At 60.7% G+C, this 23,327-nt stretch carries 23 protein-coding genes, 3 tRNA genes and 1 riboswitch; of the genes, 20 read left to right on the top strand and 6 right to left on the bottom strand.

Going from position 1 to position 23,327, the window contains the following annotated elements:
- Positions 1–28 precede the first annotated feature (28 nt).
- Positions 29–1,444: a GGDEF domain-containing protein gene (locus OIU37_RS10810; protein WP_264257509.1), complete on the bottom strand. Its 1,416-nt coding sequence runs from the start codon at positions 1,442–1,444 to the stop codon at positions 29–31.
- A 214-nt stretch (positions 1,445–1,658) separates the two neighbouring features.
- On the opposite strand from OIU37_RS10810, the gene clpP reads away from it, so the two are divergent.
- The 6 genes from clpP (at position 1,659) to OIU37_RS10780 (ending at position 10,734) form a co-directional block, all read left to right on the top strand.
- On the top strand, positions 1,659–2,288 hold the full coding sequence (gene clpP / locus OIU37_RS10805; protein ID WP_003547334.1) for an ATP-dependent Clp endopeptidase proteolytic subunit ClpP: 630 nt from the start codon (positions 1,659–1,661) through the stop codon (positions 2,286–2,288).
- A 303-nt stretch (positions 2,289–2,591) separates the two neighbouring features.
- On the top strand, positions 2,592–3,869 hold the full coding sequence (clpX, locus tag OIU37_RS10800) for an ATP-dependent Clp protease ATP-binding subunit ClpX (protein WP_017963839.1): 1,278 nt from the start codon (positions 2,592–2,594) through the stop codon (positions 3,867–3,869).
- A 403-nt stretch (positions 3,870–4,272) separates the two neighbouring features.
- Positions 4,273–6,690, top strand: coding sequence for an endopeptidase La (lon, locus tag OIU37_RS10795; protein WP_025394086.1), 2,418 nt, complete (start codon positions 4,273–4,275; stop codon positions 6,688–6,690).
- 206 nt (positions 6,691–6,896) lie between these two features.
- Positions 6,897–7,172: a DNA-binding protein HupB gene (gene hupB, locus OIU37_RS10790; RefSeq protein ID WP_003558438.1), complete on the top strand. Its 276-nt coding sequence runs from the start codon at positions 6,897–6,899 to the stop codon at positions 7,170–7,172.
- 122 nt (positions 7,173–7,294) lie between these two features.
- Positions 7,295–7,449: riboswitch (FMN riboswitch) on the top strand.
- 91 nt (positions 7,450–7,540) lie between these two features.
- Complete coding sequence (locus tag OIU37_RS10785) at positions 7,541–8,440, top strand: DMT family transporter (RefSeq protein WP_264257508.1); 900 nt, start codon at positions 7,541–7,543, stop codon at positions 8,438–8,440.
- Positions 8,441–8,523: 83 nt separating this feature from the next.
- The gene (locus OIU37_RS10780) at positions 8,524–10,734 is read left to right on the top strand and encodes an esterase-like activity of phytase family protein (RefSeq protein ID WP_180693232.1); all 2,211 of its coding nucleotides are present in this window, start codon (positions 8,524–8,526) and stop codon (positions 10,732–10,734) included.
- Between the two features lie 173 nt (positions 10,735–10,907).
- On the opposite strand, the gene OIU37_RS10775 is transcribed toward OIU37_RS10780, so the two are convergent.
- Positions 10,908–11,894 (bottom strand): aldo/keto reductase, encoded by a 987-nt coding sequence (locus tag OIU37_RS10775; protein WP_264257507.1) that lies wholly within the window; start codon positions 11,892–11,894, stop codon positions 10,908–10,910.
- Between the two features lie 235 nt (positions 11,895–12,129).
- On the opposite strand from OIU37_RS10775, the gene OIU37_RS10770 reads away from it, so the two are divergent.
- Positions 12,130–12,531 carry a cupin domain-containing protein gene (locus OIU37_RS10770; RefSeq protein ID WP_264257506.1) on the top strand — a complete coding sequence of 134 codons (402 nt, stop codon included), beginning with the start codon at positions 12,130–12,132 and terminating at the stop codon, positions 12,529–12,531.
- Here the strand turns inward: OIU37_RS10770 and OIU37_RS10765 are convergent, their stop codons facing one another.
- On the bottom strand, positions 12,532–13,137 hold the full coding sequence (locus OIU37_RS10765; RefSeq protein WP_180693229.1) for a class I SAM-dependent methyltransferase: 606 nt from the start codon (positions 13,135–13,137) through the stop codon (positions 12,532–12,534). It lies immediately after the preceding gene.
- Positions 13,138–13,302: 165 nt separating this feature from the next.
- Between OIU37_RS10765 and OIU37_RS10760 the strand changes: the two genes are divergently transcribed.
- Both OIU37_RS10760 and OIU37_RS10755 read left to right on the top strand, forming a co-directional pair.
- Positions 13,303–13,656 carry a hypothetical protein gene (locus OIU37_RS10760; protein ID WP_180693228.1) on the top strand — a complete coding sequence of 118 codons (354 nt, stop codon included), beginning with the start codon at positions 13,303–13,305 and terminating at the stop codon, positions 13,654–13,656.
- A gap of 133 nt (positions 13,657–13,789) precedes the next feature.
- Entirely contained in the window at positions 13,790–14,338 is a 549-nt protein-coding gene (locus OIU37_RS10755) for a glutathione peroxidase (RefSeq protein ID WP_180693227.1), read from the top strand.
- A gap of 111 nt (positions 14,339–14,449) precedes the next feature.
- Here OIU37_RS10755 and OIU37_RS10750 read toward each other — a convergent pair whose 3' ends face one another.
- From OIU37_RS10750 to OIU37_RS10740, 3 genes are all read right to left on the bottom strand, one after another.
- Positions 14,450–14,662 carry a hypothetical protein gene (locus OIU37_RS10750; protein WP_319004714.1) on the bottom strand — a complete coding sequence of 71 codons (213 nt, stop codon included), beginning with the start codon at positions 14,660–14,662 and terminating at the stop codon, positions 14,450–14,452.
- 409 nt (positions 14,663–15,071) lie between these two features.
- Positions 15,072–15,470 (bottom strand): hypothetical protein, encoded by a 399-nt coding sequence (locus tag OIU37_RS10745; protein WP_180693226.1) that lies wholly within the window; start codon positions 15,468–15,470, stop codon positions 15,072–15,074.
- Between the two features lie 101 nt (positions 15,471–15,571).
- A tRNA-Val gene (locus OIU37_RS10740) sits at positions 15,572–15,647 on the bottom strand.
- A gap of 404 nt (positions 15,648–16,051) precedes the next feature.
- On the opposite strand from OIU37_RS10740, the gene OIU37_RS10735 reads away from it, so the two are divergent.
- From OIU37_RS10735 to OIU37_RS10685, 11 genes are all read left to right on the top strand, one after another.
- Positions 16,052–16,128: transfer RNA gene (locus OIU37_RS10735), tRNA-Asp, on the top strand.
- Positions 16,129–16,212: 84 nt separating this feature from the next.
- Positions 16,213–16,289 (top strand) — tRNA-Asp (locus tag OIU37_RS10730).
- Between the two features lie 246 nt (positions 16,290–16,535).
- Positions 16,536–16,901, top strand: coding sequence for an NADH-quinone oxidoreductase subunit A (locus tag OIU37_RS10725; RefSeq protein ID WP_010055493.1), 366 nt, complete (start codon positions 16,536–16,538; stop codon positions 16,899–16,901).
- On the top strand, positions 16,892–17,476 hold the full coding sequence (locus tag OIU37_RS10720) for an NADH-quinone oxidoreductase subunit B family protein (protein WP_003547368.1): 585 nt from the start codon (positions 16,892–16,894) through the stop codon (positions 17,474–17,476). Before OIU37_RS10725 ends, OIU37_RS10720 begins: the two co-directional genes overlap by 10 nt.
- An 18-nt stretch (positions 17,477–17,494) precedes the next feature.
- On the top strand, positions 17,495–18,097 hold the full coding sequence (locus OIU37_RS10715) for an NADH-quinone oxidoreductase subunit C (protein WP_003558447.1): 603 nt from the start codon (positions 17,495–17,497) through the stop codon (positions 18,095–18,097).
- 46 nt (positions 18,098–18,143) lie between these two features.
- Positions 18,144–18,575, top strand: a complete 432-nt coding sequence (locus OIU37_RS10710) for a four helix bundle protein (RefSeq protein WP_264257505.1) — start codon at positions 18,144–18,146, stop codon at positions 18,573–18,575.
- Positions 18,576–18,590: 15 nt separating this feature from the next.
- Positions 18,591–19,781 (top strand): NADH-quinone oxidoreductase subunit D, encoded by a 1,191-nt coding sequence (locus tag OIU37_RS10705; RefSeq protein WP_025394094.1) that lies wholly within the window; start codon positions 18,591–18,593, stop codon positions 19,779–19,781.
- Positions 19,781–20,053: a hypothetical protein gene (locus OIU37_RS10700; RefSeq protein ID WP_025394095.1), complete on the top strand. Its 273-nt coding sequence runs from the start codon at positions 19,781–19,783 to the stop codon at positions 20,051–20,053. The genes OIU37_RS10705 and OIU37_RS10700 overlap by 1 nt, the downstream gene beginning before the upstream one ends.
- Positions 20,054–20,069: 16 nt before the next feature.
- Complete coding sequence (locus OIU37_RS10695) at positions 20,070–21,236, top strand: NADH-quinone oxidoreductase subunit E (RefSeq protein WP_264257504.1); 1,167 nt, start codon at positions 20,070–20,072, stop codon at positions 21,234–21,236.
- A gap of 10 nt (positions 21,237–21,246) precedes the next feature.
- Complete coding sequence (gene nuoF, locus OIU37_RS10690; protein WP_003558451.1) at positions 21,247–22,551, top strand: NADH-quinone oxidoreductase subunit NuoF; 1,305 nt, start codon at positions 21,247–21,249, stop codon at positions 22,549–22,551.
- A 2-nt stretch (positions 22,552–22,553) separates the two neighbouring features.
- Complete coding sequence (locus OIU37_RS10685) at positions 22,554–23,273, top strand: 5' DNA nuclease (protein WP_264257503.1); 720 nt, start codon at positions 22,554–22,556, stop codon at positions 23,271–23,273.
- Positions 23,274–23,327: the final 54 nt, after the last annotated feature.

Below are 23,327 nucleotides of genomic sequence, written 5' to 3'. Positions count from 1 at the left end.
GGAAAGATGTCGGGCAAGCGATCCCGGATTACCCGGCCCGTGACAGCGTACCCATGCGTCGCAGCGCTTCCACCTGGTCGTCGACCGTCGGCACGAGTTCGCCGGCGGTGCTGCTCGGCGTGGCCGGTGCGGGGGCTGCGGCCTCCGCTTCGCCGAAGGTGACCGTGCAGTTGCGGCCGGCGGCCTTCGCCGCATAGAGCGCCCGGTCGGCGGCCGAGATCAGCTTGTCGATATTGGCTTCGATCGAGGAGGCGAGGGCGATGCCGATGCTGACGGTGACCGGAACGATCGCTTCGCCGGTGCTGACGGGAAGACGGCAGAATTCGGTGCGGATCGCTTCGGCGATCGCCTCGGCTTCCGTCTGGTCCGCGACGGCGGCGAATGCGGCGAATTCCTCGCCGCCCATGCGGCCGAAGATGTTGTTCGGAATGTACTGGCGGGCCATGCGCGCAAAGGCGGTCAGCACGGCATCGCCGGACTGGTGGCCGAAACGGTCGTTGACGCGCTTGAAATGGTCGAGATCGAAAAGGATCACCGCAACCTGGCGCTGCTCGTTATGAGCTCTTTCCTGGATGTCGTCGAAATAGCCGAGCAGGCCGCGGCGGTTGAGCACGCCGGTCAGCGAGTCGGTCAGGGTGAGGGCACGCAGGTGCCGTTCGGAGCGCTCCATGATCAGCCGGCAGGTGAGCGCGAAGGCGATGGTCAGCAGGAAGGCGCTGGCCATGGCGGAGGCGCCGCCGAGATTCGTCGCCTCGATATCGCTTGGCATCGTCAGCGCCATCGTCAGCGCCGAGCCGAAGCACAGGCAGCCCTGGAGGACGAACACGCCCATCAGCTTGATGCGGGTACGCTCACGGCGCATGTCGCCGGCGGCGACCGCCATGGCGAGCGCTGTCGCACCCGTTGCCGAAGCAAGGTTGTAGAGCACCACCCGGTTTGAATAATCGCTGTTGACCCAGGGCAGGAAGACACCCGCGAGCCAGATTGCCGGCGGCAGCAGTGCCCACCATTCGATCCTCTTGCGATCGAGTGCCAGAAAACCAGCCACCCAAGCGCTCTGGCCGAGCAGGGCGATGGCATTGCCCGCCTCTACTGAAAGCACGCTGGGGATTTCGCCGCGCAGCGCGACCATCGCAAAGCCGATGCCGGTCAGGAGGAAGCCCAGGCCCCAATAGAGATAGGCCTCGTTCCTGACGTTGTGACGCCAGGCGACGAACAGCACCAAAGCGAGCGTCATGGCCTCGGAACACCAGATGGCGAGACCTGTAGCGATATTGAACACGGCAGCAACCCCTTGTCTGTCAAGTCGCATCCTTGCCGAGGAAGCTCGCCACTTCCTTAATGTCGCTGCGCTGCGGCATTGTTTTAGGCCGATATCTGCCGGTAGGCTTTCCTTTGGGTAAACGTGTATGAGCACAGTCGAATAGAGTAAGCCTTCCTTCATCCTGTCATGGAGAAAAGGCGGGGGAGGCCGTACCAAGGGCTCGCCGTTAACAGGCGTTTGGGGGAAAGAGGCTAGCAGGAGCCGCCTTGCCCCGCCTTCTTAACGTTATCCTCATGCGTGTCTTGAAGAGGAGGGCCGGGACACTCTATGTAGGGGTAAGACATTTTTCTTTGATTCCCGGCGCCGGCCGGCGAGACGTTGACAAAGGACGCACATGAGAAACCCAGTCGATACCGCAATGGCCCTCGTTCCGATGGTCGTGGAACAGACCAACCGCGGTGAACGCTCCTACGACATCTATTCCCGCCTGTTGAAGGAACGCATCATCTTCCTGACAGGTGCTGTCGAGGACCATATGGCGACGCTCGTCTGCGCCCAGCTGCTTTTCCTCGAGGCCGAAAACCCGAAAAAGGAAATCGCCCTCTACATCAATTCGCCCGGTGGCGTCGTCACCGCCGGCATGGCGATCTACGATACGATGCAGTTCATCAAGCCCGCGGTCTCGACGCTCTGCATCGGCCAGGCCGCGTCCATGGGCTCGCTGCTTCTCGCAGCCGGCCACAAGGACATGCGCTTTGCCACGCCGAATTCCCGCATCATGGTGCACCAGCCTTCGGGCGGCTTCCAGGGCCAGGCTTCGGACATTGAGCGTCATGCCCGCGACATCCTCAAGATGAAGCGCCGCCTGAACGAGGTTTACGTCAAGCACACCGGCCGCACCTACGAGGAAGTTGAAAAGACGCTCGATCGTGACCATTTCATGGATGCGGACGAAGCCCAGAGCTGGGGCGTGATCGACAAGGTTCTGACGTCGCGCCTCGAAATGGAAGGCGAACAGGCCTAGTAATTAATAGGGATGGTGTTTTCCTCGCCACAGTTCTATCCCATTTGTGATTGAACAAGGGCTTTCATACGGCGACGAAGACGCTAATAGTAACTATTAATGCTATGTTGAATTTTTATGACATAGCATTCGGCATTCGAAGGGGAATTCGTTGCCGCCGGAACCCGGACATGATTGATTGGGCCCGGTTCGTAGCCCCTGAAGCCCTTCTCGGCAAAGGCTCCGGAAACGGAGTGCCGCCAGGAGCTGATAGAGTGGACCGCGATTTCGCCTTGAAATGCGGCGTGCTGGAAGGAAAGTGATATGAGCAAGGTCAGCGGCAGCAACGGCGGCGACTCCAAGAACACGCTTTATTGTTCGTTCTGCGGAAAGAGCCAGCACGAAGTCCGGAAACTGATTGCCGGACCGACCGTCTTCATCTGCGATGAATGCGTCGAATTGTGCATGGACATCATCCGCGAGGAGAACAAGTCCTCGATGGTCAAGTCCCGCGACGGCGTTCCGACGCCCCAGGACATCATCAAGGTTCTCGACGAATACGTCATCGGCCAGCGGCAGGCGAAGAAGATCCTGTCGGTCGCCGTTCACAACCATTATAAGCGCCTGGCGCACGCCTCTAAGAACGGCGAAGTCGAGCTGGCGAAGTCGAACATCATGCTCGTCGGCCCGACCGGCTGCGGTAAGACCTATCTTGCCCAGACGCTCGCCCGCATCATCGACGTTCCCTTCACCATGGCTGATGCGACGACGCTGACCGAGGCCGGTTATGTCGGCGAGGATGTCGAAAACATCATCCTGAAGCTGCTGCAGTCGGCCGACTACAACGTCGAGCGCGCGCAGCGCGGCATCGTCTATATCGACGAAGTCGACAAGATTTCGCGCAAGTCCGACAACCCGTCGATCACCCGCGACGTCTCGGGCGAGGGCGTGCAGCAGGCACTGCTGAAGATCATGGAAGGCACGGTCGCTTCCGTTCCGCCGCAGGGCGGCCGCAAGCACCCGCAGCAGGAATTCCTGCAGGTCGACACGACGAACATCCTGTTCATCTGCGGCGGCGCTTTTGCCGGTCTCGACAAGATCATCTCTGCCCGTGGCGAGAAGACCTCGATCGGCTTCGGCGCCACCGTCAAGTCGCAGGATGACCGCCGCGTCGGCGAGGTTCTGCGCGAACTGGAGCCGGAAGATCTGGTCAAGTTTGGCCTCATCCCTGAATTCATCGGCCGTCTGCCGGTTCTGGCGACGCTCGAGGACCTCGATGAGGACGCGCTGATCCAGATCCTGTCCGAGCCGAAGAACGCGCTGATCAAGCAGTATCAGCGACTGTTCGAGATGGAAGACGTGGAACTGAACTTCCACGAGGACGCTCTGCGCGAAATCGCCCGCAAGGCGATCGTGCGCAAGACCGGCGCCCGCGGCCTTCGCTCGATCATGGAGAAGATCCTGCTCGACACGATGTTCGAACTGCCGACGCTGGAAGGCGTGCGCGAGGTCGTCATCTCCGAGGAAGTGGTGCGCGGTTCGGCCCGTCCGCTTTACATCTATGCCGATCGCCAGGAAGAAAAAGCCAACGCTTCGGCGTGACCTTTACGGCTTTCGCGTGATTATTTTGGGGGCTTGCCATAGGCAGGCCCCTTTCTATTTGAAAAACCATGCGAGGCCCTGTTAGTATTTGCCCGTGGGAACCGAAATTGCCTTTGCCGATGTTGCGCAAAGGGTCGTGCTTGGCAATGATGCAATGATTCCGTAAGCCTCTTGCTGGCGTTTGTATTTTAGCCGGGTCGGAAGTGGTAAGCGCCGGTCCAGCCACGCGCTTCATAGTGTTGGCGTTCCGTTGTAATAAAGCTGTCACATCCGAGGGACGCGGGCGTTTGCGTGGCTTGAAAAGCGTAGTCAGAACCTCCACTTGTAGCAACAAGTGAGAGTGCCGGCCGGTCCCAAGCGGCCGTGCAGAGAGCCGGCAACGGGACGATGGAAAGGACATAAAATGACGAAGAAAACGTCTGTAGCGAGCAGCACTGCCTACCCTGTTCTGCCCCTGCGCGACATCGTGGTTTTCCCGCATATGATCGTGCCGCTGTTCGTCGGACGGGAAAAATCGATCCGTGCGCTCGAAGAGGTCATGGGTTCCGACAAGCAGATCATGCTGGTCACGCAGATCAACGCCAGCGATGACGATCCGGATCCTTCCGCGATCCACAATGTCGGCACCGTGGCGAACGTGCTGCAGCTCTTGAAGCTGCCCGACGGCACCGTGAAGGTTCTGGTCGAAGGCCGCGCCCGCGCCGAGATCGACACCTATACCAGCCGCGAGGATTTCTATGAGGCGCTCGGCCATGTGCTTGAGGAGCCGCACGACGATCCGGTCGAGCTGGAAGCCTTGTCGCGTTCGGTCGTTTCCGAATTCGAGAGCTATGTGAAGCTCAACAAGAAGATTTCGCCCGAAGTGGTCGGCGCCGCCAGCCAGATCGACGACTATTCCAAGCTCGCCGATACGGTCGCCTCGCATCTGTCGATCAAGATCACCGAGAAGCAGGAGATGCTGGAGACCACCAGCGTCAAGCAGCGCCTCGAAAAGGCTCTTGGTTTCATGGAAGGCGAGATCTCGGTTCTGCAGGTCGAAAAGCGCATCCGCTCGCGCGTCAAGCGCCAGATGGAGAAGACCCAACGCGAATACTACCTCAATGAACAGATGAAGGCGATCCAGAAGGAACTCGGTGACGGCGAGGAAGGCCGCGACGAGATGAGCGAACTGGAAGAACGCATCTCCAAGACCAAGCTATCCAAGGAGGCCCGTGAAAAGGCCGATGCGGAGCTGAAGAAGCTGCGCCAGATGAGCCCGATGTCGGCGGAAGCCACCGTCGTGCGCAACTATCTGGACTGGCTGCTCGGCATCCCCTGGGGCAAAAAGTCGAAGATCAAGGCCGATCTCAACAATGCCGAGAAGATCCTCGAAGCCGATCACTTCGGTCTCGACAAGGTCAAGGAGCGCATCGTCGAATATCTGGCTGTGCAGGCCCGCGCCACCAAGATCAAGGGCCCGATCCTCTGCCTCGTCGGTCCTCCGGGCGTCGGCAAGACCTCGCTCGCCCAGTCGATCGCCAAGGCGACCGGCCGTGAGTATGTCCGCATGGCGCTTGGCGGCGTTCGCGACGAAGCTGAAATCCGCGGTCACCGCCGCACCTATATCGGCTCGATGCCCGGCAAGGTTATCCAGTCGATGAAGAAGGCGAAGAAGTCCAACCCGCTCTTCCTGCTCGACGAGATCGACAAGCTCGGCCAGGACTATCGCGGCGATCCGTCCTCGGCCCTGCTCGAAGTGCTCGATCCGGCCCAGAACATGACCTTCATGGACCACTATCTGGAAGTCGAATATGACCTGTCGGATGTGATGTTCATCACGACGGCGAATACGCTGAACATTCCAGCGCCCCTGATGGACCGCATGGAGATCATCCGGATCGCCGGCTACACCGAGGATGAAAAGCGCGAAATCGCCAAGCGGCACTTGCTGCCGAAGGCCATCAAGGAACATGCGTTGCAGCCGGAAGAATTCTCGGTCAGCGACGACGCCCTGATGGCGATCAGCCAGCAGTACACCCGCGAAGCCGGTGTCCGCAGCTTCGAACGCGAACTGATGAAGCTCGCCCGCAAGGCGGTCACCGAGATCATCAAGGGCAAGACGAAGTCCGTTCATGTGACGGCCGCCAACATCGCCGACTATCTGGGCGTCCCGCGTTTCCGCCATGGCGAAGCCGAGGGCGAGGACCAGGTCGGCGTCGTAACCGGTCTTGCCTGGACGGAAGTCGGTGGCGAGCTGCTCACCATCGAAGGCGTGATGATGCCGGGCAAGGGCCGCATGACGGTCACCGGCAATCTGAAGGAAGTCATGAAGGAATCGATCTCGGCAGCGGCCTCCTATGTCCGCTCGCGCGCTGTCGATTTCGGCATCGAGCCGCCGCGCTTCGACAAGAGCGACATCCACGTGCACGTGCCGGAAGGCGCGACGCCGAAGGATGGCCCCTCGGCCGGCGTCGCCATGGCAACCGCGATCGTCTCGATCATGACCGGCATCCCGGTGGACAGGCATGTGGCCATGACCGGTGAAATCACCCTTCGCGGCCGTGTGCTGCCGATCGGCGGTCTCAAGGAGAAGCTGCTGGCTGCACTTCGCGGCGGCATCAAGAAGGTGCTGATTCCGGAGGAAAACGCCAAGGACCTGGCGGAGATTCCTGACAACGTGAAGAACAATATGGAGATCATCCCGGTATCCCGCATGGGCGAGGTGATCAAGCACGCACTGATCCGGCGGCCGGAGCCGATCGAATGGGACGGCACGGTGGAGACCCCGGTCATCGCAACGGTCGAAGGCCTCGACGAGACGGGCGCAACCATAGCGCATTGAGTGGCCTTTGCCACATTTATGCCCCATTGGCGCAAAACACGGAAAAAGGCTGGCGGAAACGCCAGCCTTTTTTGTGAAAACGTCATGTAGACGCTTGCTTTTCCTTGATTTGCAGGGCTTTTGGGTTTTCGGCGGGCCTGATGAAACCTATTCTGCGCCTAGCTTACTTTTGAGTCGTTTCATACCATTTAGAAAGGGGTGGAAACATGAACAAGAATGAACTCGTGTCCGCAGTCGCCGAAAAGGCAGGACTGACGAAGTCTGACGCGGCTTCCGCTGTTGACGCGGTTTTCGACGTTGTCCAGGCTGAACTCAAGAACAAGGGCGACATCCGCCTCGCGGGTTTCGGCAGCTTCACCGTTTCTCATCGCGCTGCAACGAAGGGCCGTAACCCGTCGACGGGCGCTGAAGTCGACATTCCGGCTCGCAACGTGCCGAAATTCACGCCCGGCAAGGGCCTGAAGGACGCCGTCAACGGCTGATCTGAGATTATCCACCAGCCGGAAACGAGACCGGCTGTGCAGGATTTGAGAGGGGTTCGGCTTTGCCGGGCCCCTTTTGTTTGGGCGGGTATTGCCGCCGCGTGGGCTTTGATCTACGACATTTCTGTTCTCAGGGCGGGGTGAAACTCCCCGCCGGCGGTAAGGGTTTCGGCCTGAGCCCGCGAGCGCCTCCTTCCGCGCCCATGCGGAGGAAGGGTCAGCAGATCCGGTGCGATTCCGGAGCCGACGGTTAAAGTCCGGATGGAAGAGAATGAGTGTCGGCCATGCAAAGGGCAGGGGTTGCCCTGTGTCGCTTGGTCGGGGTTCATGCGTCCTGATTTATGTTGGTCCCTGTTCTGGATAAAGACATGAATCAGACTTCCCTTGCAGTCTCGCCGTCCCGCGCCGTTGTCGGTGCACTCTGGATGGTCCTTGCCGGCATTGCTTTTTCGCTTCTCAACGTCGTCACCCAATGGCTGACGATGAAGCTTGCCTTCCCCTCGGCCTCGGCAGCCTTCTGGCAATATGGCTTCGCCTTCCTGTTTTCTCTGCCGTTCCTGAAGAGGCTCGGTCTTGCGGCGATGCGCACGCTCTATCCCTGGCGTCACCTCGCGCGCGTCGTGCTTGCCGCGCTCGGCGTCGAGGCTTGGGTCGCCGGCCTTGCCACAGTGCCGATCTGGCAGGCGATCGCACTGGTGATGACCTCGCCCTTCTTCATCATTCTAGGCGCCCGGCTTTTCCTCGGTGAGCGCGTCGGCCCGGCCCGCTGGGCTGCGACGGCGGCGGCCTTCACCGGAGCGATGATCATCCTGCAGCCATGGTCGGACGGCTTTGGCTGGGCGGCACTCTTGCCTGTGCTTTCGGCGCTGCTGTGGGGCGCCTCGTCGCTGATCACCAAGAGCCTGACGGGCATCGAACGGCCGGAGACGATCACCGTCTGGCTGCTCGTTCTGCTGACGCCGATAAATGGCGGGCTGGCGCTTGCGGCAGGCTTTGCAGTGCCGACGGGCGCAACCCTTGCCCTGTTCCTGCTGGCGGGGCTGCTGACCGCCGCAGCGCAGTATTTCCTGACGCTTGCCTATGCCGCAGCGGATGCCGCCTACGTCCAGCCGTTCGACGATCTGAAACTGCCGTTGAACGTGCTGGCCGGTTGGCTGTTCTTCGGTTATGCGCCGGCGGGCTACCTTTGGCTGGGAGCGGCTCTTATCTTGTCTGCTTCGCTGTTCATCATGCGAAACGAGATGCGCCGGGAGCGGAAACTCGCCTGACATGATCTGACGCAAAATGCCGCATCTGTCATGCCTCTGTCATGCCGCTCGCGCAGAAAACTCATGTTTCGAATGTTCGACACATGGGGGATTTCATGACAATTTCATCGCGCAAGGCAGCACTTGCTGCCGTGCTTCTCGCATCCGTTGCCTTTCCGGCCGCGGCCGAGCCGGTTTTCAACCGCATCGCGTCCTTCCCGGTCGCCGAGAACCTGCCGGCCGACAAGGACAAGCTTTCGGTGAGCTCCGCCGAAATCATCACCGCGACCGACGACGGCAACACGCTGATCTATAGCGACAGCCCGCTCGGCGCGATCGGCTTTATCGACATTACCGATGCCAAGGCCCCGAAGGCCGGTGGCGCGCTGATGATGGACGGCGAGCCGACCTCAGTCACCTCGAGCGCCGGCAAGGCGCTCGTTGCCGTCAACACCTCCGAAAGCAAGGCGAAGCCCTCGGGCCGTCTCGCGATCGTCGACGTGGCGAGCAAGAAGATCGAAAACACGTGCGATCTCGGCGGCCAGCCGGATTCGATCGCCCTCAACAAGGACAAGACGCTCGGCACCATCGCAATCGAAAACGAGCGCGACGAAGACGTCAATGACGGCAAGATCCCGCAGATGCCGGCCGGCGACCTCGTCGTCTTCCAGGTCAGGAACGGCACCGTCGACTGCGGCACCATCAAGCACGTGGCGCTGACCGGGCTTACCGGCGTTGCCCCGGAGGATCCGGAGCCGGAATTCGTTGCCTTCAACAGCCTGAACGAGATCGCCCTGACGCTGCAGGAAAACAACGAGATCGTCATCATCGACGCCAACACGGCTGAAGTGAAGACGCATTTCTCCGCCAGCAGCGTCGATCTCACCGGTATCGACACCAAGCGTGACGGCGCCCTGAAATTCTCAGGCGAAGCCAAAGGCGTACTGCGCGAACCGGACGCCGTGAAGTGGCTGGACGACAACCGCCTCGTCGTCGCCAATGAAGGCGACTACCAGGGCGGCTCGCGCGGCTTCACCATCTTCGACAAGACGGGCAAGCTTCTCTACGAATCGGGCGCATCCTTCGAACGCGCCGTCGCCCATATCGGCCACTATCCGGAAAGCCGCTCTGGATCGAAGGGCGTCGAGCCGGAAGGCCTCGAAGCCGCCAAGTTCGGCGACGACCAGTATTTCTTCCTGCTCGCCGAGCGCGCCTCGGTCGTCGGCGTCTATAAGGATACCGGCGCCGATCCCGAACTCGTCCAGCTGCTGCCGTCAGGCATTTCGCCGGAAGGCGCGATCGCCATTCCCGCCCGCAATCTTCTTGCGACCGCCAACGAGGTCGATCTCGGCAAGGACGGCGGCACGCGCTCGCATGTGATGATCTACGAGCGCTCGGAAGGCGAGAAGGCCTATCCGCAGATCGTCTCCGCCGAGAAGGACGGCAATCCGATCGGCTTCGCAGCCCTTTCGGGTCTCGCCGCCGTTCCGGGCAAGCCGGGCCTGCTCTACGCCGTCAGCGACAGCGTTCTGGGCTCGCAGCCGACGATCTACACGATCGATGCCAGCAAGAAGCCGGCCGTCATCACCGACGCCCTCGTCGTCAAGCGTGACGGCGCCGCGGCCCAGAAGCTCGACATCGAAGGCATCGCGGCCGCCGCCGATGGCTCCTTCTGGCTCGCCTCGGAAGGCTACAGTGAGCGTCTCGTCCCGCACGCGCTCTACAACGTCAATGCCAAAGGCGACATCAAGGCCGAGATCGCCTTGCCGAAGGAACTCGTCGCCAACGAAATCCGCTACGGCTTCGAAGGCGTGACCATTGTCGGCACCGGCGACGACACCACGCTCTGGATGGCGATCCAGCGCGAGTGGAGCGACGACGAGAAGGGCTTCGTCAAGCTCGTTTCCTACAACCCGAAGAAGAAGGAATGGGGTGCCGTTCGCTATCCGCTCGACAAGACGGAAAGCGGCTGGGTCGGCCTGTCGGAAATCTCTGCCCAGGGCGACAACGTCTACATCATCGAGCGCGACAACCTCGTCGGTGATGCCGCCAGGCTGAAGAAGCTATACAAGGTCGCGATATCGGAGCTGAAGCCCGCCAAGCTCGGCGGCGAGCTGCCGGTCGTCAAGAAGACCGAAGCCCACGACTTCCTCGGCGAACTCAAGGCTGCCACCAACGGCTATGTGCTCGACAAACTCGAAGGCTTCACCTTCGACGCCTCGGGTAAGCCTTACGCGGTCACCGACAATGACGGCGTCAGCGATTCCTCCGGCGAGACGCTGTTCTTCCCGGTCGATCTGAGCGCGACAAACTGAAAGCTGCCCCTCACCCTAGCCCTCTCCCCGTCAAAACGGGGAGAGGGGACGTGCCATGCGAAAGGTCGGCGTGGGACGGAGAGGTCGCGGCTTAGTCCCTTCGAGCGGGGAGAAGGTGGCGGCAGCCGGATGAGGGCATCTGGCCTCCCCAGCAAAGAAGCAGTACTCCGACCCTACCAGCGCTGATGCACATGCGGCGCGATCAGCCGCTCATAGATCTCGCGCGTGGCCGCCATGACATCGGCCGAAAGCGGCGCCAGGCCGGCGGCGGCCGCGTTGGCCTTGGCCTGATCGGCATTGCGGGCACCGGGGATGACGACGGTGACGGCATCGCTCATCAGGATCCAGCGGAGCGCGAAGGCGGCCATGGTCGCGCCTTCGGGCACCAGCTTGCGCACCTCTTCCACCGCCTGCAGGCCGACCTCAAAGGGCACGCCGGCAAAGGTCTCGCCGACATCGAAGGCTTCGCCGTTGCGGTTGAAATTGCGGTGGTCGTCGCTGGCAAAATGTGTGTCCCGGGTGATCTTGCCGGAGAGAAGGCCGCTGGCGAGCGGCACACGGGCGATGATCGCCACATTCCTGCGGCGCGCTTCCTGGAAGAACAGGTGGTCGGGGCGCTGGCGGAAGATGTTGTAGATGATCTGGATGCTGACGACGCCGGGATATTCGATCGCCTTCAGGCCGTCCTCGACCTTTTCGACGCTGACGCCGTAACCCTTGATCTTGCCGGCCTTCTGCAGTTCGTTCAGGCCCTCGAAGACTTCGGGCTGGTAAAGCACGACGCGCGGCGGGCAATGGAGCTGCACGAGGTCGAGGCTGTCGACGGCAAGATTCGTCAGGCTGCGGTCGATGAAGCCTTCAAGATTAGCCTTTGTGTAGCCTTCCGCGACATGCGGATTGAGGCGGCGGCCCGCCTTGGTGGCGACCATCGGCCGTTCGCCGCCACGCGTCTTCAGCAGGTCTGCGATGATTTTTTCCGAGCGGCCGTCGCCATAAACGTCAGCCGTATCGATGAAGCTCATGCCGGCATCGAGGGCGGCATTCAGTGCCGCGCGCCCGTCCGCCTCGCTGATATCGCCCCAGGAGCCGCCGATCTGCCAGGCGCCGAAGCCGACATTGGTGACGGTGAAGGGCATGCGGCCAAAAGCATGGTGTTTCATGAAAAATCCTCCTACTGCATGTCGCCCGGAAGCGTGCGGGGACAACGACATGCATAAAAACAAAGAGCCAAAGCGCGTCGCATGATTCAAGTAAGATGCGACGCGCTGATGAAAGACACTGGCACTATCAGCCGGGTGACTTTGCGGCAATTGTCGATCCGGCTTTGATTGGTCGCCCCGATGAAATATCGTTCTGCTACAAGGCTTCAACCGCATGGATGGAAAAGGAAAGATCATGGAGATCAAACCCGTCGGCTCTCGCCCCTCGACGAAGCCACCGGCCGACTATTTCACCGGCGCCGTTCGCCAGGATCCGCTGATGGAAGCGCCAGCGCCGGCACGGGCGAGGGCGGTCTCCGTCACCTTCGAACCCGGCGCCCGCACGGCCTGGCATACGCATCCGCTCGGCCAGACGCTGATCGTGACATCAGGCAAGGGTCTCGCCCAGAGCTGGGGAGAGGACATCCGCGAGATCCGCGCCGGCGATACCGTCTGGTTTGCGCCGGGCGAAAAACATTGGCATGGTGCTGCCCCGGATACGGCGATGACGCATATCGCCATTCATGAGGCGCTGGACGGCAATCACGTCGACTGGATGGAAAAGGTCAGCGACGAGCAATATTCCGGCAAGGCGTGATCAGAGCCGCTTCAGGCAATAGGAAAAATGCGCGTGCGATTCGACCGTCAGGAACTCGAATTGCCAGCCGTAATCCTTGCAGAACTTGGTGACCGCCTCGACGACGCCATAGACGATCGGCTTGACCGTATTGCCGGTGCAGAAATCATGCCCGGCAATGCGCCCCGTCCGTTTCACCTTCTTTTCGCAGAGCAGCAGCTCCTGCCAGGTGAGCTCGAAGGAATGATCGGTATCAATATAGGCCCAGTCGAGGAAATCGTCTTCGAATTCGGCAAGCTTCTCGAGCGACGTGCCTTGCATCAGATGCAGCCGGCCGGCCTCGATCTCGGCGGCGAAATTCGTGTGGATCGCATCGAGCCCGGAGCTATAGCGATCCATCGACCAGGGATCGATCAGATAGAGCTGCGCCGGACGGTTCTTTTCCAGGATCTCCGCCGTATATTCGCCGAAGGCTGCGCCCACTTCGACGCCGATGCCGCCATTCGGAATCCGGTAGAGCAGCTCGCCGCGATCCGGCAGCAGGCGGGCGTTTTCCATATGATGGGCGCTGAGCGGAGTGCGAGGCATGCTCGCCCGGAGCGCCTGCCTTTCTTCACGTGTCTTCATCTCTGATCTCGGGATTGCGGGCGACTGACGGCCCTGATGCGGTTTGACGGGAAGGTAGGAGCAGCCGGCACCGATGACAACCGCGTGACAGGAATTTGCTTCTTTCGGACAAATCGCTAAGTTCCATCTGTGAACTGACGAAAAAGCCTCGGGAGGAGCGATTTCATGAGACGCATGTGGCCTGAAGAATTCAACGCCATCATCAGCGGAGCTGAGGAGGTGATGTTGGAAACACCAGCCGAGGCCGGCGAAGCGCCGCTGCAGCGCAAGGCGCTGAAGGCGCGAATCACCATGCAGGATTACGAGCGGATCTGGCCGCTCGCCGAGATGCGCTTCCGGCTTGGCGAAAGAGATGGCAAGGCCATCACGCTGATCACCACCAATCCCCATTACCACGCGTGGCACCCGAAGGACGGCGGCAGCGTCGATTCCGTGTCGGATAGCGGCCGCCATTACAAGACGGAGTATCTCGTCGTGCACTTCCTGCTCGACGACGTGAAGGAAACGTCTCCCGCCTGAGGTGCTAAGGCCCGGTGCGGCCGGAAGCCGCACCGGCGTCTTGTGGAAGCCAAGTTGATCCCGACGCTGATGACAACGGCGGCGATATCGCTAAGCTTGGGCGGAACATATCCTTACGAAATTGGAGGTTCGCGTGACGGGCAATGTGCTGGATATCCCGGTCAAGACTGTGGATGGTCGCGAGACCACGCTCAACGAATACAAGGGCAGGGTGCTCCTAGTCGTCAATGTCGCCTCGAAATGCGGGCTCACGCCGCAATATGAGGGACTGGAAAAGCTCTATGGCGAAAAGCGCGAGCGCGGCTTCGTCATCGCTGCTTTCCCGGCCAACGATTTCAAGGGCCAGGAGCCCGGCACCGACGCCGAGATCCTCGATTTCTGCACCAGTACCTACGACGTCACCTTCCCGATCTTCTCGAAGATTTCGGTCAAGGGCGAAGCCCAGCACCCGCTTTACCGGCAACTGACCAAGTCGGGTGTGAAGACGACGGGCGACGGCCCGATGCGCGAACGCCTGAAATCCCACGGCATGACAGGCAGCGACGAAGACGACATCCTCTGGAACTTCGAAAAATTCCTGATCGGCCGCGACGGCAAAGTCGCAGCCCGTTTCGCGCCGGATGTGACGGCGGACGATTCGCGGCTGGTTTCCGCGGTGGATAAAGAACTGGCGAAGGGATGAATGGTGGGCGATGAGCACCCACCGGACAGCGGGATGCTCATTACCCCGATCACGCTCTCACATCTCAGTCGGAGAAAATGAGAAAGCGCATCCGGCGCCGTTCCAAGATCCTCAGATCCCAAGCACGGTCACAAGCGGGGGCGTAAAGTCCTTGAAGCCCACTCTCGGCCAGTCGCACCTCTTATCGAATTTCGTCTTTGGTTCGTGGCGCTGGCATTGCGGATTCGTCTTGAATGCGTATCCGGGTAGACTGACATAGATGGCACTTGGTGTGCAAAGGGCAATCGCGATGCACAGCGTCAATGCGGAGCGCAGGGTCCTCATGGCACACCTCCAGGCGTGATGAACCTTCAAGCGCGGAGACTTTCCGGGCGACGAATATTCCCACTTTTGCCTGCCGCTATCCATTCGCCCAATAGGAGGTGGCGCGGCGGCCGGGAGTAGTCCGTTTTGTGGAGCACTGCCGGGATGGCGCGCATCCGAAGCTGCCGAGCGTAACGCCTTGCTGCGCGGGAACGTCTTGCCGGACGCCGCCTCGAGAACGCAGTCCTGCCCACAACTCGGACCGTGGCGTGCCGCCGCGGGGCATCGGTCAGCCGGTTCACCGGATAGGGAGCGTCGTGACGAACCGATGGGCAGCGGGTGGGTTTTCGGCGTGGATGTAATCGCCATGAAATGGCAGACGATGGGCGTCCCCAAACGGCGAGGGATGCCCATCACCCCAATCACACAGTCACATCTGAGTGAGAGAAAATGAGAAGGCGCATCGGGCGCCACTCATAAATGAAACGCGGTTTTGGAAAAACGAAAACGTATATTTATCGCCACTTTGACCGCTGTCTCTGAAAGACGCGGGGAATCGGCTGATTGTACTTAAGACGCCGCGCTGGCTGGCTTTGCTGATTTCCAAGCTGCAGGCTGAATTGTCGGCATCGACCGAAAAATTAATCGGCAGATCTGACTGCATTCTCAGGAGATAGGTCCTGGCTTCACGCGCCGGGGTTTCTCCCGAGGTTGTAATCGCCTGATCCCCGGCAGACAGGAACACCTCTTGCGCCGGCTCTCTGGCAATGCATGGCGGCGCAGCCAGGCTGGCGAGAAGCAGCGTAGAGATGATCGCAACGGTTTTCATGAGGTGTCTCCTGACAAAACACCTTGCGCAGATCCTGATCGGATTAGCGAGCTAATTCGGAAGCCTCAATCTGATGAACAAGCAGCAGGAAAGTTTGGAAATGGTGGGCGATGAGAGACTCGAACTCCCGACATCCTCGGTGTAAACGAGGCGCTCTACCAACTGAGCTAATCGCCCATCGCAAACGAAGCCGGATCGGCCTGCCGCGTTGGTGGCCGTGATCTATGCGGATCGCGGCAAAACCGCAAGAGTGTTTGTGAAGATTTTTTGATTTTTTTGGTGGCCGTCCCGTATCTTGCAATGCCACGTAGGTTCGGCTCGGCTGTGGAAAAGTGAGGGGAGGGCGGCGAGCATCTCCGTTTCGAAGGCACTGCGTCTGCGCCTGAGCATGGCTGCGGAAGACGGAAGTGCCGGCTTTTGTTCGTATGGCGCCCAACCCGCCGAAACAATTCACGGACTGTCATTGTTTTGTCTCCAAACCTGCTTGACACTAAAAGGCGAACCCCGTAGTTAGCCGCTCATCGAAACGGGCAGCCGTTTTGGAGAGGGTGCGAAGGCATCCGGACTGCTTGAAATGAATTGCGGGTGTAGCTCAGTTGGTTAGAGTGCCGGCCTGTCACGCCGGAGGTCGCGGGTTCGAGCCCCGTCACTCGCGCCATTTCAAGTCTTGTAAAACGCAGATGTGATTTGTCGTTTGTCCGGTTCTCTTTATCCTCGCGGCCGCAAAATGGCCGGTCAATGCGCGGGTGTAGCTCAGTCGGTTAGAGTGCCGGCCTGTCACGCCGGAGGTCGCGGGTTCGAGCCCCGTCACTCGCGCCATTTCTTCCGAAAGCCATGCAGTTTCCGATGGTCAGGCATGCAGGTTCAAACGGCTTGCACGGATTTGTCGCGACATCGTTGCATCTGCTTGATAATGTCCGCGCGACACGCGTCGAATTGCCTCTGTAAAAGTCTTGCGCCGGGGCCTCGGCTGCGCTAACCACGGCTTGTTGCAACGCACGTTCGCTTGCCGGGCATTTGCCCAAATGCGCCGCCTGGCGTCTCCGGCAAGCAGGGATGAACATGATGACTGAACTGCTCAGTTCTTATATTCCAATCGCTATCTTCATTGCTATTGCGCTTGTCATCGGCCTGGCGCTGCTCATCGCGCCGTTCGCCGTGGCTTTCAAAGCGCCCGATTCGGAAAAGCTCTCGGCTTACGAATGCGGCTTCAACGCTTTCGACGACGCCCGCATGAAGTTCGACATCCGTTTCTACCTCGTGTCGATCCTCTTCATCATCTTCGACCTCGAAGTCGCCTTCCTCTTCCCCTGGGCCGTCTCCTTCGGCGCCATCGGCTGGTTCGGCTTCTGGTCCATGATGGTCTTCCTTCTCGTGCTGACCATCGGCTTTATCTATGAATGGAAGAAGGGAGCCCTGGAATGGGAGTAGCCCCTGTGAGCAATCAGCCGCTTGTTGCGCAGCAGCCGAAGGGGATTATCGATCCCTCGACCGGCAAGCCGATCGGCAGCAACGACCCATTTTTCGGCGAGATCAACAATGAGCTTGCCGACAAGGGGTTCCTCGTCACCTCGACCGATGAGCTGATCAACTGGGCCCGCACCGGCTCGCTGATGTGGATGACCTTCGGTCTTGCCTGCTGCGCCGTCGAAATGATGCAGCTGTCGATGCCGCGTTATGACGTCGAGCGCTTCGGTTTTGCACCGCGCGCTTCGCCGCGCCAGTCCGACGTGATGATCGTCGCCGGCACGTTGACCAACAAGATGGCACCGGCGCTCCGCAAGGTCTACGACCAGATGCCCGAGCCGCGTTATGTCATCTCGATGGGCTCCTGCGCCAATGGCGGCGGCTATTATCACTATTCCTATTCGGTGGTGCGCGGCTGCGACCGCATCGTGCCGATCGACATCTACGTGCCGGGCTGTCCCCCCACGGCAGAGGCGCTGCTTTACGGCGTGCTTCTGCTGCAGAAGAAGATCCGGCGTACCGGCACGATCGAACGCTAAGGGTTAAGGACAAGGCATATGAGTGAAGCCCTGACTGAGCTTGCGTCCTACCTTGGCGAAGCGCGCGGCAACCTGATCGCCGCATCGCAGATGAAGTATGGCGAGCTGACGCTGACGACAACCGGTGAAAACCTGGTCGCGCTGCTGACCTTTCTGCGCGACGACGCCAAATGCGGTTTCGTCAACCTGATCGATATTTGCGGGGTCGACTGGCCGCAGCGCGAGCTGCGTTTCGACGTCGTCTACCACCTGCTGTCGCCGAAGAAGAACCTGCGCATCCGCGTCAAGGTCGCAACGGATGAAGATACGCCGGTTCCGTCGGCCTGCCCCGTCTATCCCGGCGCCGACTGGTTCGAGCGCGAGACCTGGGACATGTACGGCGTGCTCTTCACCGGCCATCCGGACCTGCGCCGCATCCTGACCGACTACGGCTTCGAAGGCCATCCGCTGCGCAAGGACTTCCCGACCACCGGCTTCGTCGAAGTACGCTACGACGACGCGGCAAAGCGCGTCGTCTACGAGCCGGTTGAACTGAAACAGGAATTCCGCAATTTCGACTTCATGTCGCCTTGGGAAGGAACTGAATATGTTCTCCCTGGTGACGAAAAGGCGAAGCAGTAGTCTTAGGCATCAGGCAGAAGCCAGCAGGCAGTAGTGACAAGGGAGAATGGCGACGGCGATTAATTCCTATCAGGATCTTAAGGTGTGGCAGCGCTCCATGGATCTTGCGGTTGAATGTTACGGCCTCACAAAGGAATTTCCAAAAGAGGAAATTTATGGCCTTACCTCCCAGGTAAGACGTTCGGCAGCGTCCATTGCGGCAAACATCGCGGAAGGTTACGGACGCGAATCAACGGGTGCCTACGTGCACCACTTGAAAATTGCCCAAGGGTCTTTGAAGGAGTTGGAAACGCATCTGATACTCTCGACGCGAATAGAAATTGCCACGGTGTCGCAAACCCAGTTGGCGCTTTCCTTGATCGCAGAAGTAGGAAAGATGCTGTGGTCGCTCATTCGCCGCCTGCAGGATGGACGGAACGAACATGAGAATCGAAAACTACACTATTGCCTATTGCCCACTGGCTTATGCCTGCAATAGCGGAGCGCGTTGCAAATGACCGAACATAACGTCCGCAACTTCAACATCAACTTCGGACCGCAGCATCCGGCGGCGCATGGCGTTCTTCGTCTTGTCCTGGAGCTTGACGGCGAAATTGTGGAGCGGGTCGATCCGCATATCGGCCTTTTGCATCGCGGCACCGAGAAGCTGATCGAGACCAAGACCTATCTGCAGGCCGTGCCCTATTTCGATCGCCTCGACTACGTCGCGCCGATGAACCAGGAACATGCCTATGCGATGGCCGTCGAAAAGCTGCTCGGCATTGAGATCCCGATTCGCGGCCAGCTGATCCGCGTTCTCTATTCGGAAATCGGCCGCATCCTGTCGCACCTCCTGAACGTCACGACGCAGGCCATGGACGTCGGCGCGCTGACGCCGCCGCTCTGGGGCTTCGAAGAGCGCGAAAAGCTGATGGTGTTCTATGAGCGCGCCAGCGGTTCGCGCATGCACGCCGCCTATTTCCGTCCGGGCGGCGTCCACCAGGACCTGCCCGAACAGCTCGTGCAGGATATCGGCGCCTGGTGCGACCCGTTCCTGAAGGCGCTCGACGACATCGACAACCTGCTGACCGGCAACCGCATCTTCAAGCAGCGCAACGTCGATATCGGCGTCGTCTCGCTGGAGGAGTGCTGGGCTTGGGGCTTTTCCGGCGTCATGGTGCGCGGTTCGGGTGCGGCCTGGGATCTGCGTCGCGCCCAGCCCTATGAATGTTATTCCGATCTCGAATTCGACATCCCGATCGGCAAGAATGGCGACAACTACGACCGCTATCTGATCCGCATGATCGAGATGCGCGAATCGGTCCGCATCATGAAGCAATGCGTCAACCGCCTGCTCTCGGATGCCAGGACCGGTCCCTTCTCGTCGATCGACGGCAAGGTCGTGCCGCCGAAGCGCGGCGAGATGAAGCGCTCGATGGAAGCGCTGATCCACCACTTCAAACTCTATACCGAAGGCTACCACGTGCCGGCTGGCGAGGTTTACGCCGCCGTCGAGGCGCCGAAGGGCGAGTTCGGCGTCTATCTCGTCTCCGACGGCACCAACAAGCCCTATCGCTGCAAGATCCGCGCCCCTGGTTACGCCCATCTGCAGGCGATGGACTTCATGTGCCGCGGCCACCAGCTTGCCGATGTCGCGGCTGTCCTCGGCTCGCTCGACATCGTCTTCGGCGAGGTGGACCGCTGATGCAGCTTCTGCCGCTGGCCGTCGCAATCCTTCTTTCGGCATCCGGGGTTTCGGCTCAGGAGTCCGATAGCCTTGGCACGCCGCTGGGGCACAAGGAGGAGACGCCGCCGGCGCAGCAATCGTCCATGGGCGAGCTTTTGTCCAAGGGCTATCAGATCAAGGCTGCCATTCCGAACGGCAGCAAATTCGTGGTGTTTATGCAAAAAGACCAGTCGGCCTATGCCTGCGAAATGCAGTCTTTGACCGCTTCGCGGTGTGGAACCCTAAACTGACAAGGCGTGAGAAAGAATGTCCGTTCGTCGATTAGCCGAAGATCAATTCCAGCCTGCCGCATTCGCCTTCAGCGATGACAATGCGGTCTGGGCGGACAAGACGATCCAGAAATACCCCGCCGGCCGCCAGCAATCGGCGGTCATCCCGCTGTTGATGCGGGCGCAGGAGCAAGACGGCTGGGTCACGCGTGCCGCGATCGAAAAGATCGCCGACATGCTTGATATGGCCTATATCCGCGTGCTCGAGGTCGCGACCTTCTATACGCAATTCCAGCTGCATCCGGTCGGCACCCGCGCCCATGTGCAGGTCTGCGGCACGACGCCCTGCATGCTGCGCGGCTCGGAAGCGCTGATGTCGGTCTGCAAGAGCAAGATCCATGCTCATGCCTTCGAGCGCAATGCGGAAGGCACGCTGTCCTGGGAAGAGGTCGAATGTCTCGGGGCCTGCGTCAATGCGCCGATGGTGATGATCGGCAAGGACACCTATGAGGATCTGACGCCTGAGCGTCTCGAAGAGATCATCGACGTTTTTGCCGCCGGCAATGGCGCCAGCATCAAGCCGGGCACCCAGATCGACCGGATATTCTCCGCGCCTGAAGGCGGCCCGACCTCGCTGACGACCGAAGAGCCGAAGACAAGGGCGCGCGCCAAGAAGGCCGATGCCGAAACCGTGTCGGCTCCGGTCGACGCCGCGCCGGTTCCGCCCTCCGAGGCGGCTCGCCCGAAGAGCACGGATGCCGAGACCAACCCGGCCCTGAAGACGCCGGCAACGGCGCCGAAGGCGGCGGCGAAAAACGCCAAGGCAGCCGAGGAGCAGCCGGTCTCCGGCACTGCGGCTGCCGAGCCGGCGCCGAAGGCTGCCGTCAAGGCCGAAGCCGCTCCGACGGCAAAGCCTGCTCTGACCGACAAGAACCGTCCGGCCGGCATCGAAAAGCCCGCCGCCGCGGACGATCTGAAGATGATCTCGGGTGTCGGCCCGAAGATCGAGGCAACGTTGAACGAAATCGGCATCTTCACCTTTGCGCAGGTCGCAGGCTGGAAGAAGGCCGAACGCGAATGGGTCGACGGCTATCTGAATTTCCGCGGCCGCATCGAGCGCGATGACTGGGTCAAGCAGGCCAAGGCGCTCGCCAAGGGCGGGGAAGCGGAATATATCAAGGTCTTCGGCAAGAAGCCGCGGTAAGAGGTGAAGCATGTTACAAGATAAAGACCGCATCTTTACCAACATCTACGGCCTTAAGGACAAGTCCCTGAAGGGCGCGATGAGCCGCGGCCATTGGGACGGCACCAAGCAGATCCTCGAAAAGGGCCGCGACTGGATCATCAACGAGATGAAGGCGTCTGGCCTTCGCGGCCGTGGCGGCGCCGGTTTCCCCACGGGACTCAAATGGTCCTTCATGCCGAAGGAAAGCGATGGCCGCCCGCATTATCTCGTCGTCAACGCCGACGAATCGGAACCCGGCACCTGCAAAGACCGCGACATCATGCGCCACGATCCGCATACGCTGATCGAAGGCTGCGTCGTTGCCAGCTTCGCGATGGGCGCCAATGCGGCCTATATTTATGTGCGCGGCGAATATATCCGCGAGCGCGAAGCGCTGCAGGCGGCGATCGACGAATGCTATGATTATGGCCTGCTCGGCAAGAACAACAAGCTCGGCTGGGACATGGACATCTTCGTCCATCACGGTGCCGGCGCCTATATCTGCGGCGAGGAAACCGCGCTGCTCGAAAGCCTCGAAGGCAAAAAGGGCCAGCCGCGCCTGAAGCCGCCGTTTCCGGCCAATATGGGCCTCTACGGCTGCCCGACGACGGTCAACAACGTCGAATCGATCGCTGTCGCGCCGACAATCCTGCGCCGCGGCGCCGGCTGGTTTTCGGCCATCGGCCGTCCGAACAATGTCGGCACCAAGCTGTTCATGCTCTCCGGTCACGTCAACAAGCCGTGCACGGTCGAAGAGGAAATGGGCATCACCTTCCGCGAACTGGTCGACCGCCATGCCGGCGGCATCCGCGGCGGCTGGGACAACCTACTTGCCGTCATTCCCGGCGGAGCATCCTGCCCGATCGTTCCGGCCAAGGACATCATCGACTGCCCGATGGATTTCGACGGCCTGCGCGGCGTCGGATCTTCCTTCGGCACGGCCGCCGCGATCGTTATGGACAAGTCCACCGACGTCATCAAGGCGATCGCCCGTATCTCCGCCTTCTTCAAGCATGAGAGCTGCGGCCAGTGCACGCCCTGCCGCGAAGGCACGGGCTGGATGTGGCGCGTGATGGAACGCATGGCCAAGGGCAATGCCCAGAAGCGCGAAATCGACATGCTGTTCCAGGTAACGAAGCAGATCGAAGGCCATACCATCTGTGCGCTCGGCGACGCCGCCGCATGGCCGGTGCAGGGTCTGATCCGTAACTTCCGTCCCGAGATCGAAAAGCGCATCGACCAGTATACGGCAAGCGCGCTTGATCACGGCGCGGTTCTGGAGGCGGCTGAATAATCATGGCGGACATTGCATCCAAGGGTAGGAAAAACGAAGAGGCCGCCGATTTCGCGGCGGGTTTCGGCCGCCTTGCCGCCGAGATGCTTGAAAATGCACAGGCAATGCCGGTGCATCCGCTGATGGCGCATCCGGCTGCAGCCTTTGCCGCCGCAACGGCGATCGGCTTCGGTTTCTCGACGCAGATGGCCGGCGCCTTCTTCGGGGCCTGGCAGAGCGCGCTGGAAACCACCAGCAAGGTCGCTGCCGCCCTCGATGACACGCCGCCGGACGAGCCGGCGCCCGATGTCGATATCCGGCCGGAGAATATTCGCCCTGCCGTCAAGGCTTTCACCAAGCCGGCGGCAGAGAAGAAGGCAGGGCCGACACTGACGGTCGTCAAGCCGGTCAGCGAGCCGATCCCAGCCAGCCAGACGAAGCCCGTCAGCCAAACGAAGTCAGTCAGCCAGACGAAGCCCGGCCAGCCGAAGCCGGCCGTGAAGGCGAAACCGGTTGCGCGGGCTGTTAAGGCCGACGATCTCAAGCTGATCGCCGGCATCGGCCCAAAACTGGAGCAGGTGCTGAACGCCAAGGGCATTCGTAGCTTCGCTGCGATCGCCGCCTGGACCGACGAGGAAATCGCCCGGTTCGACGCCGAGCTCGGCTTCAACGGCCGTATCGGCCGTGACGACTGGACCGGTCAGGCGAAAATTCTGGCAGGGCGGGGCCGCAGAAAGAAATGAACTGTCCGGCCGTTTCAATCGGCCGGGAAAATGGGCAGATCGGCGGACGGGCGG

The organism is Rhizobium sp. BT-226, assembly GCF_025847085.2.
Taxonomy (GTDB): domain Bacteria; phylum Pseudomonadota; class Alphaproteobacteria; order Rhizobiales; family Rhizobiaceae; genus Rhizobium; species Rhizobium sophorae.
The sequence above is the reverse complement of the archived record's forward strand: the minus strand, read 5'-3'. Positions and strand labels throughout refer to the sequence as shown.